General features: G+C 72.1%; 15 protein-coding genes. 9 read left to right on the top strand and 6 right to left on the bottom strand.

Annotated features, from left to right (window positions below; genetic code table 11):
- Nucleotide 1 precedes the first annotated feature (1 nt).
- The 8 genes from AC3WRM_RS11440 (at nt 2) to valS (ending at nt 9,283) form a co-directional block, all read left to right on the top strand.
- Nucleotides 2-2,173, top strand: a complete 2,172-nt coding sequence (locus tag AC3WRM_RS11440) for an MMPL family transporter (RefSeq protein WP_492248547.1) — start codon at nt 2-4, stop codon at nt 2,171-2,173.
- Between the two features lie 47 nt (nt 2,174-2,220).
- Complete coding sequence (locus AC3WRM_RS11435; RefSeq protein ID WP_492248546.1) at nt 2,221-2,376, top strand: hypothetical protein; 156 nt, start codon at nt 2,221-2,223, stop codon at nt 2,374-2,376.
- A 33-nt stretch (nt 2,377-2,409) separates the two neighbouring features.
- Nucleotides 2,410-3,405 carry a DUF2332 domain-containing protein gene (locus AC3WRM_RS11430; RefSeq protein ID WP_492248545.1) on the top strand — a complete coding sequence of 332 codons (996 nt, stop codon included), beginning with the start codon at nt 2,410-2,412 and terminating at the stop codon, nt 3,403-3,405.
- Between the two features lie 45 nt (nt 3,406-3,450).
- Nucleotides 3,451-3,960: a hypothetical protein gene (locus tag AC3WRM_RS11425; protein WP_492248544.1), complete on the top strand. Its 510-nt coding sequence runs from the start codon at nt 3,451-3,453 to the stop codon at nt 3,958-3,960.
- Entirely contained in the window at nt 3,957-4,271 is a 315-nt protein-coding gene (locus AC3WRM_RS11420; RefSeq protein ID WP_492248543.1) for a hypothetical protein, read from the top strand. The genes AC3WRM_RS11425 and AC3WRM_RS11420 overlap by 4 nt, the downstream gene beginning before the upstream one ends.
- Nucleotides 4,268-6,046 (top strand): alpha/beta hydrolase, encoded by a 1,779-nt coding sequence (locus AC3WRM_RS11415; RefSeq protein ID WP_492248542.1) that lies wholly within the window; start codon nt 4,268-4,270, stop codon nt 6,044-6,046. The genes AC3WRM_RS11420 and AC3WRM_RS11415 overlap by 4 nt, the downstream gene beginning before the upstream one ends.
- Nucleotides 6,043-6,582: a hypothetical protein gene (locus AC3WRM_RS11410; RefSeq protein WP_492248541.1), complete on the top strand. Its 540-nt coding sequence runs from the start codon at nt 6,043-6,045 to the stop codon at nt 6,580-6,582. The genes AC3WRM_RS11415 and AC3WRM_RS11410 overlap by 4 nt, the downstream gene beginning before the upstream one ends.
- A gap of 103 nt (nt 6,583-6,685) precedes the next feature.
- Nucleotides 6,686-9,283, top strand: coding sequence for a valine--tRNA ligase (valS, locus tag AC3WRM_RS11405; RefSeq protein WP_492248540.1), 2,598 nt, complete (start codon nt 6,686-6,688; stop codon nt 9,281-9,283).
- A 60-nt stretch (nt 9,284-9,343) separates the two neighbouring features.
- Here the strand turns inward: valS and AC3WRM_RS11400 are convergent, their stop codons facing one another.
- The 6 genes from AC3WRM_RS11400 to AC3WRM_RS11375 form a co-directional block, all read right to left on the bottom strand.
- Nucleotides 9,344-10,501 carry a saccharopine dehydrogenase family protein gene (locus AC3WRM_RS11400; protein ID WP_492248539.1) on the bottom strand — a complete coding sequence of 386 codons (1,158 nt, stop codon included), beginning with the start codon at nt 10,499-10,501 and terminating at the stop codon, nt 9,344-9,346.
- 47 nt (nt 10,502-10,548) lie between these two features.
- Nucleotides 10,549-11,823 carry an ATP-dependent Clp protease ATP-binding subunit ClpX gene (gene clpX / locus AC3WRM_RS11395; RefSeq protein WP_492248538.1) on the bottom strand — a complete coding sequence of 425 codons (1,275 nt, stop codon included), beginning with the start codon at nt 11,821-11,823 and terminating at the stop codon, nt 10,549-10,551.
- A 133-nt stretch (nt 11,824-11,956) separates the two neighbouring features.
- Entirely contained in the window at nt 11,957-12,559 is a 603-nt protein-coding gene (locus AC3WRM_RS11390; protein WP_492248537.1) for an ATP-dependent Clp protease proteolytic subunit, read from the bottom strand.
- Entirely contained in the window at nt 12,556-13,152 is a 597-nt protein-coding gene (locus tag AC3WRM_RS11385; RefSeq protein ID WP_492248563.1) for an ATP-dependent Clp protease proteolytic subunit, read from the bottom strand. The genes AC3WRM_RS11390 and AC3WRM_RS11385 overlap by 4 nt, the downstream gene beginning before the upstream one ends.
- 153 nt (nt 13,153-13,305) lie before the next feature.
- Nucleotides 13,306-14,079: an SDR family oxidoreductase gene (locus tag AC3WRM_RS11380; protein WP_492248536.1), complete on the bottom strand. Its 774-nt coding sequence runs from the start codon at nt 14,077-14,079 to the stop codon at nt 13,306-13,308.
- A 1-nt stretch (nt 14,080) separates the two neighbouring features.
- Entirely contained in the window at nt 14,081-15,295 is a 1,215-nt protein-coding gene (locus AC3WRM_RS11375) for a phytanoyl-CoA dioxygenase family protein (RefSeq protein WP_492248535.1), read from the bottom strand.
- 128 nt (nt 15,296-15,423) lie between these two features.
- On the opposite strand from AC3WRM_RS11375, the gene AC3WRM_RS11370 reads away from it, so the two are divergent.
- A complete protein-coding gene (locus AC3WRM_RS11370; RefSeq protein ID WP_492248534.1) occupies nt 15,424-16,455 on the top strand; it encodes a LacI family DNA-binding transcriptional regulator in 1,032 nt (343 codons plus the stop codon).
- The last annotated feature ends 43 nt before the right edge of the window (nt 16,456-16,498 follow it).

Below are 16,498 nucleotides of genomic sequence, written 5' to 3'. Positions count from 1 at the left end.
GATGGGCCGGCAGGTCAGCAGCTGGATCACGCACCGCGCGGGCAAGTGGGCGGTGCTCGTCGTCCTCGTCGGCCTCCTCCTCGGCCTCGGGCTGGCCTTCGGCACCAAGCTCAGCGACGTCCAGCGCAACGAGGCGTCGTCGTTCCTTCCGGCCGACGCGGAGTCGACCCAGGTGATCGAGCGGGCGTCGCGCTTCGCCGACCCCGACGTGCTGCCGGCGATCGTGCTGCTCGTGCGGGACGGTGGCGCGCGACCGCAGGACCTGCAGCGCCTCACCGCGTTGAAGTCCGAGCTCGCGAGCGTCCCCGAGGTGACCGGCGACGTCGTCGGCCCGATCCCCTCGCGGGACGGCGAGGCCGCCGAGCTGGTCGTGAACCTGCGCGTCGACGCGGACGCCGGGCTGGAGCGGCTCCCCGACGCGGTGCAGGAACTGCGCGACCTCGCGGAGAAGGAGGCCGACGGCGCCGAGGTGTACGTCGCCGGGCCCGCCGCGCTCGGTGCCGACCAGGCGCAGGCGTTCGCGGGGATCGACGGGATCCTGCTGCTCGCGGCCATCTCGGTCGTCGTCGTCATGCTGCTGCTCACCTACCGCAGCCCGGTGCTGTGGATCATCCCCCTGTTCTGCGGCGTGCTGAGCGTGTTCGCGGCGCAGGGGGTGGTCTATCTCCTCGCCAAGCACGCCGGCCTCACCGTCAACGGGCAGAGCGCCGGCATCCTCTCGGTCCTCGTGCTCGGCGCGGGCATCGACTACGCCCTGCTCATCGTCGCCCGGTACCGCGAGGAGCTGCGGAACACGGCCGACCGTCACGAGGCCATGGCGCACGCCCTCCACCGGGCCGCGCCGGCCGTGCTGGCGAGCGGCTCGACGGTCGTGGTGGGGCTGCTCTGCCTGCTGCTCGCACAGATGCAGGCCACGGCCGGTCTGGGTCCCGTCGCCGCCGCGGGGATCGTCGTCGCCCTCGTGACCATGCTGGGACTCCTGCCGGTGCTGCTGGTCGTGTGCGGACGCTGGGTGTTCTGGCCCTTCGTCCCGCACCACGGCGACCCGCAGCCCGCCGAGGACGGCGTCTGGGGTCGCGTCGGACGTCGCATCGCCCGTCGTCCCCGCGCTGTGTGGGCGGTGACGACGCTTCTCCTCGCCGTCTTCACCGTCGGACTCGTGCAGCTCGACGCCAACGGACTCTCCGACGCCGAGCAGTTCACGACCGAGCAGCCGTCGATCGTCGCCGAGGAGAAGCTCGCCGACCACTTCCCCGGAGGAGCCGGGGCGCCGGTACAGGTGGTCGTCGACGCCGCACACGTCGACGAGGCGGCCGCCGCGCTGCAGGACGTCCGCGGCATCGCCCCGGACTCGGTCTCCGAGCCCGTCGTGCGGGGCGACGTCGGCTACGTCGAGGGCACGCTGGAGGCGGCTCCGGACTCCCGGGCGGCCTCCGACACCGTCGACCGGGCCCGCGACGCGATGGCCGACGTCCCGGGCGACCCCCTCGTGGGCGGCACGACGGCGATCAACCACGACGTCCAGCAGGCGTCCGCGGCGGACACGCGGCTGATCATCCCCGTCGTCCTGCTCGCGGTGCTGCTGATCCTCGGGGTCCTGCTGCGCTCGGTCATGGCGCCGGTGGTGCTCCTCGTCACCGTGGTGCTCTCGTTCGGTGCCGCGCTCGGCATCAGCGCCCTGGTGTTCCGGCACCTGTTCGGGTTCGGGGGCACCGACTCCTCGTTCCCGCTCTACGCGTTCGTGTTCCTGGTGGCGCTCGGCATCGACTACAACATCTTCCTCATGACCCGCGTGCGCGAGGAGTCGCTCGTGCACGGCACGCGTCGCGGTGCCCTCGTCGGGCTCGCGGCCACGGGCGGTGTGATCACCTCGGCGGGGCTGGTGCTGGCCGGCACGTTCGCCGCGCTCGGGTCGCTGCCGATCGTCTTCCTGGCCGAGCTCGGCTTCGCGGTGGCGCTCGGCGTGCTCCTGGACACGCTGGTGGTCCGCTCGGTGCTGGTCACTGCCCTCACCCTCGACCTCGGCCGGTGGATGTGGTGGCCCAGTGCCCTCTTCCGCACCGACGGCGGGCACGCGACGGCGAGCGGGCACGCGGTGGCCCACCACGTCGCCGACACCGGGCACCCGGCCGACCCCGTGACCCGCCACGACTCCCCCGAGCACCGCGCCTGAGGGCCGTCTGGTGGAGGTCCTCGTGGTCGAGCCTCACTGCTCTGCGAATGGACCGCGTCACCGCTCGCGAGCGCAGCCTGAGCCGCGTCGACGGCCGAGCGGAGGTCCAGGAGCCCGGTCCGCCGGTCCTGGTGCACGGCGCCCGGCGGCCGGTGACGGTCTGGCCGGCGGGTGACGTCGACCTGCGCGGCCGACCCTGGTGACGTGCTCCCCACGTCGCGGCGGAGACTGACCCCATGGACCTCTGGCACGACGTCGTCGACCAGTACCGTGAGTTCGCCGCCCAGGCCGCGGACTCCCCCACGTTCGCCGCCTGGTCGACCGCGGTCGCCGACGACGCGGAGGTGCTCGACTGGCTGTCGACCCTGCCGCGCGCCAAGCAGCAGCCGAACCTGGTCTTCGCGGCCGCCCGGGTCCACGGTGTACCCGCCCCCGGTCCGTACACCGCCCTCCGTGCGGCCCTCCTCGACGACGGACCCGACGGACCGATCCGCGCGACCGTGCTGGAGCGCTCGACGCAGACCAACGAGGTCGGTCGTCTGGCGACGCTCGTCCCGGCGTTCGCGCAGCTCTCGGCACGTCACGGAGGCGCCGCGCTGTCGCTCCTGGAGGTCGGCTCGAGCGCGGGGCTCTGCCTGTACCCCGACCGGTACACGTACCGATGGCGCACCGACGACGGAGACGTCGTCGTCGGTGCGGGTCCCGACCTCCCGTGCCGCGTGAAGGGCTGGGCACCTCTCCCCCAGGAGGTGCCGCCCGTCGCGGCACGGCGGGGCATCGACCTCCACCCGCTCGACCCGACGTCGCCGGACGACGCCGCCTGGCTGGAGGCCCTGGTGTGGCCCGAGCACGACGACCGCCGCGCCCGCCTGCGCCAGGCGATCGACGTGGCCCGCACCGACCCACCGCACATCGTCCGGGGCGACCTGCTCGACGAGCTCCCGCGCCAGGTGGAGCAGGCCGCGGCGGACGGACCCGTGGTCGTCTTCCACAGCGCCGTCGCCGCCTACCTCGACGACGCGCAGCGTGGCGCCTTCGACACCCTCGTCCGCGGCCTCGTCGCTGACGGCGCCTGCCACTGGGTCAGCAACGAGTCGGCGAACGTCCTGCCCTCGGTCACCTCCACCGGCCCGCTGCCGGAGTCGGGCCGGCCCACGTTCGTCCTCGGCGTCGACGGTCGGTCCGTCGCGTGGACCCATGGTCACGGCCGCACGCTCCGCTGGCTGACCTGACCTGGACACTTCACCCAGACCGGGAACCCGACTACGCTCCTGCCCATGAGCGAACCGGGGGGACGCGAGCCGTTCTGGGACGTCGTGCGACGTCGACACCCCGACGTCGACGTCGTCCTGCTGCCACCCGCAGGGACGACGACGCCACCGCCCGTCCAGGGCGATCCGGTCACCGTCGAGGAGGCGCACGGCGTCGCCGACCGGCTCGACCACGACTTCGCGGCGCTGTGGCAGACGCTGCTCGGGACGGCTCCCGAGGCGTCGCCCGTGCGTTGGACCAGCGGCCTGGTGCCCGGCACCGCCCGTCCCGTGCGGTCGCAGCGCGGCGAGCACGTCCCCCTCGACCTCGTCGGCACGGCCCGACCGATCCTCGCCGACCTGGGCTGGTCGACGTCGGAGCCCCCCGCCGGCCTCCCGCTGCTCGTCGCCGAGCGTGAGGGGCAGGAGCTCCAGCTGACCGTGCACGACGACGCCGCGCGGCTCGAGGTGCGCGGCACCACCGTGCCGATCGCCCCCCGGACGCTCCGGGCGCTGCGGGCGGAGGAGCGGTCGTGAGCGGCTACTGGTCCGTCGATCCCGGCGCGCTGATCACCGCGTCGTACGACTGGCGCGACCACGCCGACACACTGGAGGGCCTGTCACGGCGTCTCCGCTCGGCCGACGTCTCCGGGTTCCCGCCCGGCGTGAGCGGCGCCGCCACGACCTTCCGGCAGCAGTGGGCGGGGATGGTCGACAGCCTGGAGGCGACGTCCCGCGACTTCGAGAGCCGGATGCTGGACGCGCACACCGCCTACGTCGACTCCGACGTCCGCAGCCAGGAGGCCTTCCAGGAGTGGCTCCTGCAGATGGGCGAGGGCGAGCGATGACCACCGTCACGATCGCGATCCCCGCGGACGCCGTCGCGGTCGCCGAGGTGCCGGGCGACGTCGCGGCGCTCCAGGGCTTCGCCGCCGACCTGCTCACCGTCTCCTCCGGCCTCGACGACCTCGCCACCTTCGCCGGCGACGTGCTGAGTGGCGACCGCTGGGACGGAGACGCGGCCGAGGCGTACCGCCGGGCCGCCGTGGGCACCGCCGACGACGCCGACGACCGCTCGCTGGTGCTGCGCAAGGTCGCCGGGCAGGTCGAGGACTACGCCACCGGGCTCGCCGACCGCCAGCGGCGGCGCACCGACCTCGTCGAGCGTCGTTCCACGCTGGTGTCCGGACGGCAGGACCTCCTCGCCGACGTGAACGCCGCCGTCGACGTCAGCGACGCGGAGATCGACGCCCTCGAGCAGCGGGCCGAGCAGCTGCGCGTCTCCATCGCCACGTTCGACCAGGACCACGCGACGCTGGTGTCCGACTGCCAGACGGCCGACGAGCAGATGGTGCAGCACCTGCAGGCCGTCGACACCGCCGGCGAGGTGACGCAGTCGGCCGTCGGGCTCACCGATCCGGCCGACGCCCTGCTGCAGCGCCCCGGCGCCCCCGGCACGGACGGCGCCACCGTCCAGAGCGTGCACGACTGGTGGACGTCGCTCGACGAGGCGCAGCAGCAGGCGCTCATCGCCGCGCACCCCCAGATCATCGGCAATACGGACGGCATCCCCACCGCCGCTCGCGACGAGGCGAACCGGATCTCCCTCGCCCTCGACCTCGACCGGCTCGAGACCCGCGAGGACAGCGGCGAGCCGATGTCGTTCGCCGAGCGCCGGCACCTGGAGCGGGCACAAGCCGCGCAGACGGCCCTCGACAACGTCGCAGCGCGGGAGGACCCGGTGACCGGCGAGGCGCTCGACGGCTACCTGAGCCTCTACGACCCGACGGCGTTCGACGGTGACGGCGCCGTGGCCGTCTCGGTCGGCAACCCCGACACCGCCCAGAACGTGTCGGTGTCGGTGCCCGGGATGCTCAACGACGGCGCCTCCATCGAGGGTGGCACCGAGAGCGTGGGGAACCTCTACAGCACGGCCCGGTTGGCCGACCCCGACCAGTCCGTGGCCTCGACGATGTGGATCGGCTACGACGCACCGTCGAACTTCGGTCTGCACGGACTCGACACCCTCCAGGTGATCGACGAGGGTCTCGCCGACGCCGGCGGCGACCGTCTGGCCGACTTCCTCGACGGCATGCGCACCGTCCGCGACGAGGACGCTCACGGACGGGCGAACCTGACGGTCATCGGTCACAGCTACGGGTCGACCACGGTCGGCAACGCCGCCACCGACCACGGCATCCCTGCCGACGACGTCGTGCTCATCGGCAGCCCCGGCGCGGGACACGCCGCCGACCACGCCACCGACCTCGGCCTGGCGGCCGACCAGGTCTGGGCCGGGTCGGCCAGCGAGGACGCCGTCAGCCACCTCGCCCGCAACGGCTGGGTCGGGACCGGCCTCGGGCTCGACCCCACCGACGAGGACTTCGGCGCACAGCGGTTCCAGGCCGAGAACGTCCAGCGCGGGACCCACGACTGGATCTGGGACCACAACCAGTACTACGAACCGGACACGGAGTCGCTCTACAACATGGGCCAGATCGTCGCAGGCACCCACGACCAGGTACTGACCGCCGAGCACCGCCACGATCCGTGGTACGGGCCGATGCAGGATCCCGAGGAAGATCGACGCCCGAACGAGATCCCGACGGGATTCGAACCATGAGGCGCGCACCGGTGGCGGCTGCCGCGATGGCGCTGGCGCTGGCCGGCGCGCTGCTCGCCGCATGCGGCAGCGGGAGCCACGTGTCCGACGGCCGACAAGGACTCGAGGAGATCAAGACCCGAGCGGATCGAGGTCTGGAACAGGTGGCACCCGCGGTGGGTGCTGCGATCGAGGTCGAGCCGCAGCGGGCCGTGGGCGGCTACGTTCAGGCGGGGTACTCCGGCTCCACCCTCTTGTACGGCTACGACGCGCAGGTCACCTTCCGCGCCGACCGCCCCATCGATTTCGAGAAGGTCCGGGCCGCCTTGACTGATCTGGGGCTCGCCCCAGGAGCCATCGCCAGCCTGCCTCAGGGCAGACAGGGGATGACCGCCACCGCCGACGACCACGCGGTCGTCGCCACCCTGGACGCAGACCGTCGGCGCTTGATCCTCAAGGCGAAGACCAGCGGTGCCGAAGTCAAGAGCGGAAGCCTCTCGGCCGAGGAGCGGGCCGACCTCCGCGACCCCAAGCCGCTCTCCCTCGACCTGGACTGAGCACCCCCGCGCACCCGTCGCCGCCCACGGCCCGGCACCCCCCGCACCCGTCGCCGCCCACGGCCCGGCACCCCCGCCGGGCGACCTCCTAGACTGTGCTCCCGTGACCACTGCAGACAACCGCGTCCCGGCCAAGCCCGCCCTCGAAGGACTCGAGGAGCGGTGGAGCGGGGTATGGGCCGAGCAGGGCACCTACGCGTTCGACCGCAGCAAGAGCCGCGACGAGGTGTACTCCATCGACACCCCGCCGCCCACCGTCTCGGGCTCGCTGCACGTCGGACACGTGTTCAGCTACACCCACACCGACCTCGTCGCCCGCTACCAGCGGATGAGCGGCAAGGAGGTGTTCTACCCGATGGGCTGGGACGACAACGGCCTGCCCACCGAGCGTCGGGTGCAGAACTACTACGGCGTGCGCTGCGACCCGTCGCTGCCCTACGACCCCGACTTCACGCCGCCCGCGAAGCCCGACACGGGGTCGAAGGGCGGGGGGAGGCAGGTGCCGATCAGCCGACGCAACTTCATCGAGCTGTGCAACGAGCTGGTCCTCGAGGACGAGAAGGTCTTCGAGAAGCTGTGGCGCACGCTCGGCCTGTCGGTCGACTGGAGCCAGACGTACACGACCATCGGCGCCGACGCGCAGGCCACCAGCCAGCGCGCCTTCCTGCGCAACGTCACCCGCGGCGAGGCGTACATGCAGGACGCGCCGACCCTCTGGGACGTCACCTTCCAGACCGCCGTCGCCCAGGCCGAGCTGGAGGCCCGCGACTACCCCGGCGCCTACCACCGCGTGGCCTACCACCTGCCCGACGGCAGCCGCGTGCACGTCGAGACAACGCGTCCCGAGCTGACCCCGGCCGCCGTCGCGCTCATCGCCCACCCCGACGACGAGCGGTACCAGCACCTGTTCGGCGGCACGGCCACGTCGCCGCTGTTCGGCGTCGAGGTGCCGATCCACCCCAGCACCCTGGCCGACCCCGAGAAGGGTTCCGGCATCGTGCACTGCTGCACGTTCGGCGACCTGACCGACGTGCAGTGGTGGCGCGAGCTGCAGCTGCCCAACCGCACCGTGATCGGCCGCGACGGCCGCGTGCTGCGCGACGTGCCCGAGTGGATCGCGGGCGGCCCGGGCGAGCAGCTGTGGGCCGAGCTGGCCGGCAAGACGACGTTCAGCGCGCGCGAGGCGATCGTGCAGGCGCTGCGCGACAGCGGCGACCTCGACGGCGAGCCCGAGCCGACGCAGCGCGTCGCCAACTTCTACGAGCGCGGCGAGAAGCCGCTCGAGATCGTCTCCACGCGCCAGTGGTACGTCAAGAACGGCGGCCGCGACGCCGACCTGCGCGCGGCGCTCGTCGCCCGCGGCGACGAGATCCACTGGACGCCGGCGTACATGCAGAGCCGGTACACCAACTGGATCGAGGGTCTGAACGGCGACTGGCTGATCAGCCGCCAGCGCTTCTTCGGCATCCCGTTCCCGGTCTGGTACCGCCTCGACGCCGAGGGACAGCCCGACTACGACGACCCGATCTTCGCCGCCGAGGACACGCTGCCCGTCGACCCCGCGTCGCAGGCCCCGCCCGGCTTCGAGGAGTCGCAGCGCGGCCAGGCCGGCGGCTTCGTCGCCGACCCCGACGTGCTCGACACCTGGGCCACGTCGTCGCTGACCCCGCAGATCGTGTGCGGCTGGGAGCGCGACGCCGACCTCTTCGCGCGCACGTTCCCGATGGACCTGCGCCCGCAGGGACACGACATCATCCGCACCTGGCTGTTCTCGACCGTCGTGCGCTCCCACCAGGAGTTCGGGCAGGTCCCGTGGAGCCACACGTCACTGTCGGGCTTCGTGGTCGACCCCGACCGCAAGAAGATGAGCAAGTCCAAGGGCAACGTGGTCGTGCCCGACGAGATCCTCGACAAGTACGGTGCCGACGCCGTGCGCTGGCGCGCCGCCCTGGCGCGTCCCGGCTCGGACTCCCCGTTCGACGAGACCCAGATGAAGGTCGGCCGTCGGCTGGCGATGAAGGTGCTGAACGCGAGCAAGTTCGTCCTGGCGGCGCCCGAGGACTACGGACTCGGCGCCACCGCCGCCGACCTCGACCTCGACGCCGTCACCCAGCCGCTCGACCGGTCGGTGCTCGCGGCGCTCGGACAGGTCGTCGAGCAGGCGACCGCCCACTTCGAGGCGTACGACTACTCGTCAGCGCTGGAGGTCACGGAGAAGTTCTTCTGGGACTTCTGCGACGACTACCTCGAGCTGGTGAAGGAGCGCGCCCGTCGCGACGACGAGGGCGGGACGTCGGCGAAGGCCACCTTCGTGCTCGCCCTGTCGACCCAGCTGCGGCTGCTCGCCCCGTTCCTGCCCTACGTGACCGAGGAGGTCTGGAGCTGGTGGCAGGAGGGCTCGGTGCACCGCGCGTCCTGGCCGACGCCCGACGACGTCGCGGTGGACGGCGACGTCGCCCTGCTGCCGACGGCCGCCGAGGCGCTCGCAGGCATCCGGGGCGCGAAGTCGGTGGCCAAGGTGAGCCAGCGCACCGAGGTGACGGCGGTGACGGTCCGCGGACCGCAGGCGTCGCTCGACCGCCTCCTGCTGGCCGTCGACGACGTCAAGGCCGCAGGTCGCGTGACCGGCGAGCTGACCACGTCGGCCGACGACTCGACCACCGAGCTCGTCACCGACGCCACCCTCGCCCCCACCGAGTAGCCCTCCCGCGGCTGCACGTTTGCGTGGGGCCCCACGCACACGTGCACTCCGCGCGAGGGGTCAGCGGGACTCGAGGGTCTCGAACCGGATGCCGGCGGCCTGGAGGCGCTCGATCAGGGGGCGGCCCATCGCGACGGCCGTCGTGGTCTGGCCCGCGACCTTCGGCACGTCGTCGAACGCGAGGCACAGCGCCGACTCGCTGAGCATCTTGGCGGTCTCGTCGTAGCCCGGGTCGCCGCCGCTCACCTGCGTGACGACGCGCTTGCCGCCGCCCTCACCGACCAGGCGGAGCGAGAACCACGACGACGCGCGCTTCTCCGGGCTGGGGCCATCGCCCTGCGCGCGCAGCTTCAGCAGGGCCTTGCGGGTCGGCGCGAGCTGCGAGCCCGCGAGCAGGACGCCCGCCCCGACCACGGTGCCGGCCAGGACAGGAAGCTTCTTGAACTGGGCGAAGTGGGAGTAGGTGAACTGCGGGCCGTAGCGCTCCAGGGCGCGCGCCGAGCGCAGCACGACCTGCGGGTCGATGGTCGGCAGCGGGAGCGCCCAGCCCTTCCCTCCCGCGCCTCGGCCGATGGAGCCGCCGCCGCGGACCGAGCGGCCCTGCGGACGCTGCTCGCGCTGCTTGCGCTCCTTGGCCGTGGCCGCTGACTGACGCAGGCGCGAGAACGCGCCGATGGCGGAGTGGTAGGTGCCGCCCGACGCCGTGCCCCCGGCGCGGATGTAGCCCTTGACGTCGATCGGGACGCCCTCGGGCAGCTGCTCCACGGTGAACAGCACCCCGAGGTCGTAGGGGATGGAGTCGAACCCGCAGGCGTGCACCAGCGTCGCGCCGGTGCGCAGCGCGGTCTCCTGGTGCTCCAACCAGGTGCGGTCGACGAACTCGGGCTCGCCGGTCAGGTCGACGTAGGCGATACCGGCCTCGGCGGCCGCCCGGACGGCCGGGTCGCCGTGCTGGACGTACGGGCCGACGGTCGAGATGAGGACGCGCGTGCCCTCGGCCATGGACCGCATCGAGTCGGCGTCGGACACGTCGGCGACCACGACCTGCGGCGCCACGCCGCCCGCGGCCTCGACCTCGTCGACGACCTTCTGCAGCTTCGCGGCACTGCGCCCGGCCACCGCCCACGTGCCGCCCTCGGGCAGGTGGGTGCCGAGGTAGACGGCGGTGAGCGTCCCGGTGAAGCCGGTCGCCCCGAACAGGGTGATGTCGACGGTCATGCCGTCGACCCTAGCCGACCCCGGATACCGACGGTATGCGGCGACGGTCAGGAGGCCTTCTTGGCCACCTCGTCGTGGGTGAGGACCGTCGGACCCTCGTCGCCGCGGACCGTCGCGCCGGTGACGACGACCTTCGCGACGTCGTCGCGCGACGGGATGTCGTACATGACGGGCTGCAGCACGTGCTCGATGATCGAGCGCAGACCGCGGGCGCCGGTGTCGCGGGCGAGCGCGAGGTCGGCCATCGCTTCGCAGGCGTCGTCGGTGAACTCGAGCTCGACGTCGTCGAGCTCGAAGAGCCGCACGAACTGCTTCGTGAGCGCGTTGCGCGGCTCGGTGAGGATCGAGACCAACGCCGGCTTGTCGAGCTTGTCGACGGCCGCGATGACGGGCAGTCGGCCGATGAACTCCGGGATCAGGCCGAACTTGAGGAGGTCCTCGGGCAGCACCTGGGAGAACAGCTTCTCCGGGGCCGTCTCGGGCTTCTTCTCCGCCACTCCCCCGGTGTTGAAGCCCAGCCCGACCTTGCCGCTGCGCTGCTCGATGATCTCCTCGAGCCCGGCGAACGCGCCACCGACGATGAACAGCACGTTGGTGGTGTCGATCTGGATGAACTCCTGGTGGGGGTGCTTGCGCCCGCCCTGCGGCGGGACCGACGCGGTGGTGCCCTCGAGGATCTTCAGCAGCGCCTGCTGCACGCCCTCGCCGGACACGTCGCGGGTGATCGACGGGTTCTCGGCCTTGCGCGAGATCTTGTCGACCTCGTCGATGTAGATGATGCCCGTCTCGGCCTTCTTGACGTCGTAGTCGGCGGCCTGGATGAGCTTGAGGAGGATGTTCTCGACGTCCTCGCCGACGTAGCCGGCCTCGGTGAGCGCGGTGGCGTCGGCGATCGCGAACGGGACGTTCAGCATGCGCGCCAGCGTCTGGGCGAGGTAGGTCTTGCCGCAGCCCGTGGGGCCGACCATGAGGATGTTGGACTTCGCCAGCTCGACGCCGTCGTCCTTGGCGCGCCCGCTCGTGGCCTGCGCCTGCACGCGCTTGTAGTGGTTGTACACCGCCACGGCGAGGTTCTTCTTGGCGTTGTCCTGCCCGACGACGTAGCCGTTGAGGAAGTCGAAGATCTCGTGGGGCTTGGGCAGCTCGCCGAGGCTCAGCTCGGCGCCCTCGGCCAGCTCCTCCTCGATGATCTCGTTGCAGAGGTCGATGCACTCGTCGCAGATGTACACGCCGGGGCCGGCGATGAGCTTCTTGACCTGCTTCTGGCTCTTGCCGCAGAACGAGCACTTCAAGAGGTCGGCGGTCTCACCGATGCGTGCCACGGGCGCGCTCCCTTCCGTCGAACGAACACTCACGACGCGGACGTCGTGTCGCCAGCCTCACACTACCGGCCGGCTCGGACCACCACCTGCGAACCGGCGACGCCACGCGCGTGTCGTGGCGTCGCCGGGCCGGTCAGACGGCGGGAGTCTTCAGCGAGTCGAAGACCTGGTCGATGATCCCGTACTCCTTGGCCTGCTCGGCCGTCAGGATCTTGTCGCGCTCGACGTCCTTGCTGACGTCCTCGGGCGTCTTGCCGGTCGCGTCGGCGATCATCTGCTCCATCAGCGCGCGCATGCGCAGGATCTCGTTGGCCTGGATCTCCAGGTCGGAGATCTGGCCGCCGGTGCCCTCGGTGTACGGCTGGTGGATGAGGATGCGGCTGTTCGGGAGCGCGTAGCGCTTGCCCGGCGTGCCGGCCGCCAGCAGCACCGCGGCGGCGGAGGCCGCCTGGCCCAGGCACACGGTCTGCACGTCGGACTTCAGGTAGCGCATCGTGTCGTAGATGGCCGTCATCGCCGTGAACGAGCCACCGGGGCTGTTGATGTACAGCTGGATGTCGCGGTCGGCATCCATCTGCTGCAGGCAGAGCAGCTGCGCCATGACCGCGTTGGCCACGTCGTCGCTGATCGGCGTGCCGACGAAGATGATGCGGTCCTCGAACAGCTTCGCGTAGGGGTCGATGCGCCGGAACCCGTAGGACGTGCGCTCCTCCCACTGCGGGATGTAGTAGCTCATGCTTCGCTCCCCTTGTTCCCGACCTCGCCGGCGTTCTTGATGACCTGGTCGATGAAGCCGTAGTCCTTCGCCTGCTCGGGCGTGAACCAGCGGTCGCGGTCGGCGTCGGCCTCGATCTGGTCGATCGTCTGGCCGGTGTGCAGCGACTGGAGCTCGTTGAGCTGCTTCTTGAGCAGGATGGACTGCTGCGCCTGGATCTTGATGTCCGACGCGGAGCCGCCGATGCCGCCCGAGGGCTGGTGCATCATGATGCGCGCGTGCGGCAGGGCGTAGCGCTTGCCCGGCGCGCCGGCGGCCAGCAGGAACTGCCCCATCGACGCGGCGAGGCCCATGGCCACGGTGGCGACGTCGTTGGAGATGAACTGCATGGTGTCGTAGATGGCCATGCCGGAGTCGACCGAGCCGCCGGGGCTGTTGATGTACAGGAAGATGTCGGCGTTCGGGTCCTCCGCGTTGAGCAGGAGCATCTGCGCACAGATCGCGTTGGAGTTGGAGTCGCGCACCTCCGACCCGAGGAAGATGATCCGCTCGCGCAGCAGGCGCTGGTAGATGTGGCCGTCGAGGTCGGAGGGCCCGACGTCGGTGCCGGCCATCATGCGCAGGCCCGACGCGTCCGGACCCGGACCGTGCTGGGTGCTGACGTCTGGTGTGTTCACGCTCTCGACCCTAGAGGGCGAAGGGGCGCGAGACACGCGCGAACACGCCCTGTTCGCTGACAGCGTGACACGCCTCGCGCCCCGACCCGGTCAGTCCGACGTGCCCACGACGGTCTGGTCCCAGTCCATGACCGAGCCCGTGACGACCCCGCTCGCGTCGCTCAGCAGCAGCACGACGATGCCGGCCGCGTCCTCGGGCGTCGCGAGCCGACCGGCGGGCAGCCGCTCGGCAGCCCGCTCGCGCCAGTCGTCACCGGCGTCGTGGAAGCGACGCTGGATGACGTCCTCGCCGTCGGAGTCGGTCCATCCGATGTTCACGCCGTTCACGCGCACGCGGTCGAACCGGTGGGCGTACGCGGCGTTCTTGGTCAGTCCGGCGAGCCCGGCCTTCGTGGCCGAGTACGGCGCGAGGTGGGGCTGGCCGCCGTGCGCGCTCATGGTGAGGACGTTGACGACCGACCCCGGCTCGCCGCGGCGGACCATGTCGCCGATCGCCGCCTGCATGAGGAAGAACGGGCCGCGCAGGTTCACCGCGACGTGCTGCTCGAACATCTCCGGCGTCGTGTCGAGCACGCTGCCGCGCTCGGTGAACCCGGCTGCGTTGACCAATCCGTCGATCCGGCCGTGTGCGGCCACGGTGGCCTCCACGGCGCCGCGGCACGCGTCGACGTCGGCCACGTCGCAGCGCACGAACGTGGCGTCACCGAGCGCGGACAGGTCGGCGGCCGCTGCCTCGCCGACGTCGGCGCGACGTCCGGTCACGACCACCCGGGCGCCCTCGCGGAGCGCGGCGCGGGCGATCGCGAGGCCGACGCCCTGCGTGCCTCCGGAGACCAGGACGACACGCCCGTCGAGGGAGCCCACGTCAGCCCGCCCCGTCGGTGCGACGACGCGCGGCGTACGCGCCGAGCGCCTGGCCCACCTGGTCGACGTCGCGGCCTGCGGCGAGCGCCTGCTCGACGACCTCCGCCTGCGAGAGCGGGGTCATGCCGTCGACCGGCTGGTCGAGGTCGAGGTTGGTCGGGAACGGGTAGCCCTCGGCGACCGACGCGACCACGCGACGCAGGGCGGCGTCGGACCAGCCGGCTGCCTTGCGCTCGAGCAGGGTCGGGTAGACGGCCGTCGTCGCACGCGCGCGGTCGACGGCCTCCATCGCGCGCCCGAACGCCGACGAGACCTGCAGGAGGTTCGCGACGCGCTGCACGTCGGCCGAGACGTTGCTGCCCGCCCCGTGCAGCAGGGCCGGGTTGAAGAACACGGCGTCGCCCTTCTCCAGCGGGAGCTGCACGTGGTGCTCGGCGAAGTAGTCGCGCACGTCGTCGCGACGGTAGGCGAGGTAGCCGGGTCCGTACTTCTGGGAGTGCGGCAGGTAGAGCGTCGGACCGCTCTCGACGGGCATGTCGACGTGCGCGACCGCGCCCTGGAGGGTGAGCACGGGCGACAGCAGGTGCACGTGCGCCGGGTACCGCGCCGCGACCTCGTCGGACAGGAAGCCGAGGTGGTAGTCGCGGTGCGGGTCCTGGGCCACGCCGCCGGGCCGGACGACGTTGACCTGCGACGTCACCTGGTAGGCGGGGCCGAGCCAGGCGGTCGAGACGAGGGCCAGGACGTCGTTGGCGTAGTAGTCGACGAACGTGGCGGGGTCCGTGACGGCCAGCTTCTCCAGCGCGTTCCAGATGCGGTCGTTGGCACCGGGCTTGGCGAAGTGGTCGCCCGCGGCTCCCCCGGCGGCCTTCTCCTGGGCGATGACCTCCTCGAAGGCGGCCGTGGCGCGGTCGACGACGTCATGGTCGTCCCAGGCCCCCTTGAGCACGACGATCCCCGGTCCGTCGGTGAGGGCGTGGACGAGCTCGGCACGCACGGCGTCCTCGCCCTCGGGCGACGCGACGGCAGCGCGCAGCGTCGCCGAGGCGTAGACGACGACACCCTGCTCGACCCCGTCGGCGTGGGGGTAGTCGTCGGCGCGGGTGGGCTCGGACACGACCTCGACGAGGTCGGCGAGTCGCACGTCGTCGGGGGTGAACCGCGCGCGGCGCGCGGTGCCTCGGTCGGCAGGGGCGGTGTGGTCGACGAGACTCATGCTCGGCTCCTCGGGTCGGGCGGGGCGGGTGGGTACGCCACCACGCTAGGTCCGTCCGCTCGCGCGTGGAGGGTCGAGAACCCCTCAAGAACACCTCAGGAAGAGCTCGCGCGCACTAGGCTGCGCAGGTGCCCCACCGTCACAAGGTCCGCGAGATCGCGCAGCAGAGCGGGCTGAGCGAGGCCACCGTCGACCGCGTGCTGCACGGACGCCCGGGCGTGCGCGCAGCCACCGTGGCCGAGGTGGAGCGTGCCGTCGAGGAGCTCGACCGGCAGGCGTCCCAGCTGCGGCTGGTCGGGCGCACGTTCCTGCTCGACCTCGTCATGCAGGCTCCCGTCCGGTTCAGCACGGCGGTGCGCCAGGCGCTGGAGGCCGAGCTCCCGTCGCTGCGACCCGCGGTGGTGCGCTCGCGGTTCCACCTGCGCGAGGAGGCCGACGTCGGTGCCATGGTCGCGACCCTGCGCGACGTACGACGTCGGCGCTCCCACGGCGTCGTGCTGAAGGCGCCCGACCATCCCGACGTCGCGGACGAGGTGGCGGCCCTGGCCGACGCGGGCGTCCCCGTGGTCACGCTGGTCACCGACGTGCCGCGCAGCCGCCGGCTGGCGTACGTCGGCATCGACAACGACGCCGCCGGGCGCACCGCCGCCTACCTGGTCGCGCAGGGCGCGCCAGGGTCGGGCGCGGTCCTCGTGACGCTGAGCCGCAGCGACTTCCGGGGCGAGGAGCAGCGGGTGTCGGCGTTCGTCGACGCACTGCGCGACCTCTCCCCCGCCCGTCGCGTCGTCGACCTGACGGACACAGACGGCCTCGACCCCACCACGGGCACCGGTGTGCGGGCCGCGCTGGCGGACCACCCCGACCTCGACGCCGTCTACTCGGTGGGCGGCGGCAACCGTGCGACGCTCGAGGCGTTCGCCGACGCCGGACGCGCGCCGCGGGTCTTCGTCGCGCACGACCTCGACGCCGACAACACCGAACTGCTGCGGACGCGCCGCGTCCACTACGCCCTGCACCACGACCTGCGCGCCGACACCCGGCGGGCCTGCCGCCTCCTCCTGCAGCACCACGGCGCCCTCCCCGGCGCGCCGACGTCGGTGCCGTCGCAGGTCCAGGTCGTGACGCCGTTCAACCTCCCCCGCGCCTTCGGCACCCCCTGACCACGCCCAGCCCCCACTGAGAGTGACCAGCCCCCGCTGAGTG

The sequence above is a fragment of the Aeromicrobium sp. EU05-FHT14F07 genome (genome assembly GCF_058790455.1).
Note: the sequence above shows the minus strand (reverse complement) of the source record. Positions and strands in the feature narration are given on the sequence as shown.

What these genes read in the sequence shown, in the direction of transcription:
- AC3WRM_RS11440 (WP_492248547.1), top strand. Translation starts at nt 2, where the DNA reads ATGGGCCGGCAGGTCAGCAGCTGGATCACGCACCGCGCGGGCAAGTGG.
- AC3WRM_RS11435 (WP_492248546.1), top strand. Translation starts at nt 2,221, where the DNA reads ATGGACCGCGTCACCGCTCGCGAGCGCAGCCTGAGCCGCGTCGACGGC.
- AC3WRM_RS11430 (WP_492248545.1), top strand. Translation starts at nt 2,410, where the DNA reads ATGGACCTCTGGCACGACGTCGTCGACCAGTACCGTGAGTTCGCCGCC.
- AC3WRM_RS11425 (WP_492248544.1), top strand. Translation starts at nt 3,451, where the DNA reads ATGAGCGAACCGGGGGGACGCGAGCCGTTCTGGGACGTCGTGCGACGT.
- AC3WRM_RS11415 (WP_492248542.1), top strand. Translation starts at nt 4,268, where the DNA reads ATGACCACCGTCACGATCGCGATCCCCGCGGACGCCGTCGCGGTCGCC.
- AC3WRM_RS11410 (WP_492248541.1), top strand. Translation starts at nt 6,043, where the DNA reads ATGAGGCGCGCACCGGTGGCGGCTGCCGCGATGGCGCTGGCGCTGGCC.
- AC3WRM_RS11400 (WP_492248539.1), bottom strand. Translation starts at nt 10,501, where the DNA reads ATGACCGTCGACATCACCCTGTTCGGGGCGACCGGCTTCACCGGGACG.
- AC3WRM_RS11390 (WP_492248537.1), bottom strand. Translation starts at nt 12,559, where the DNA reads ATGAGCTACTACATCCCGCAGTGGGAGGAGCGCACGTCCTACGGGTTC.
- AC3WRM_RS11385 (WP_492248563.1), bottom strand. Translation starts at nt 13,152, where the DNA reads ATGGCCGGCACCGACGTCGGGCCCTCCGACCTCGACGGCCACATCTAC.
- AC3WRM_RS11375 (WP_492248535.1), bottom strand. Translation starts at nt 15,295, where the DNA reads ATGAGTCTCGTCGACCACACCGCCCCTGCCGACCGAGGCACCGCGCGC.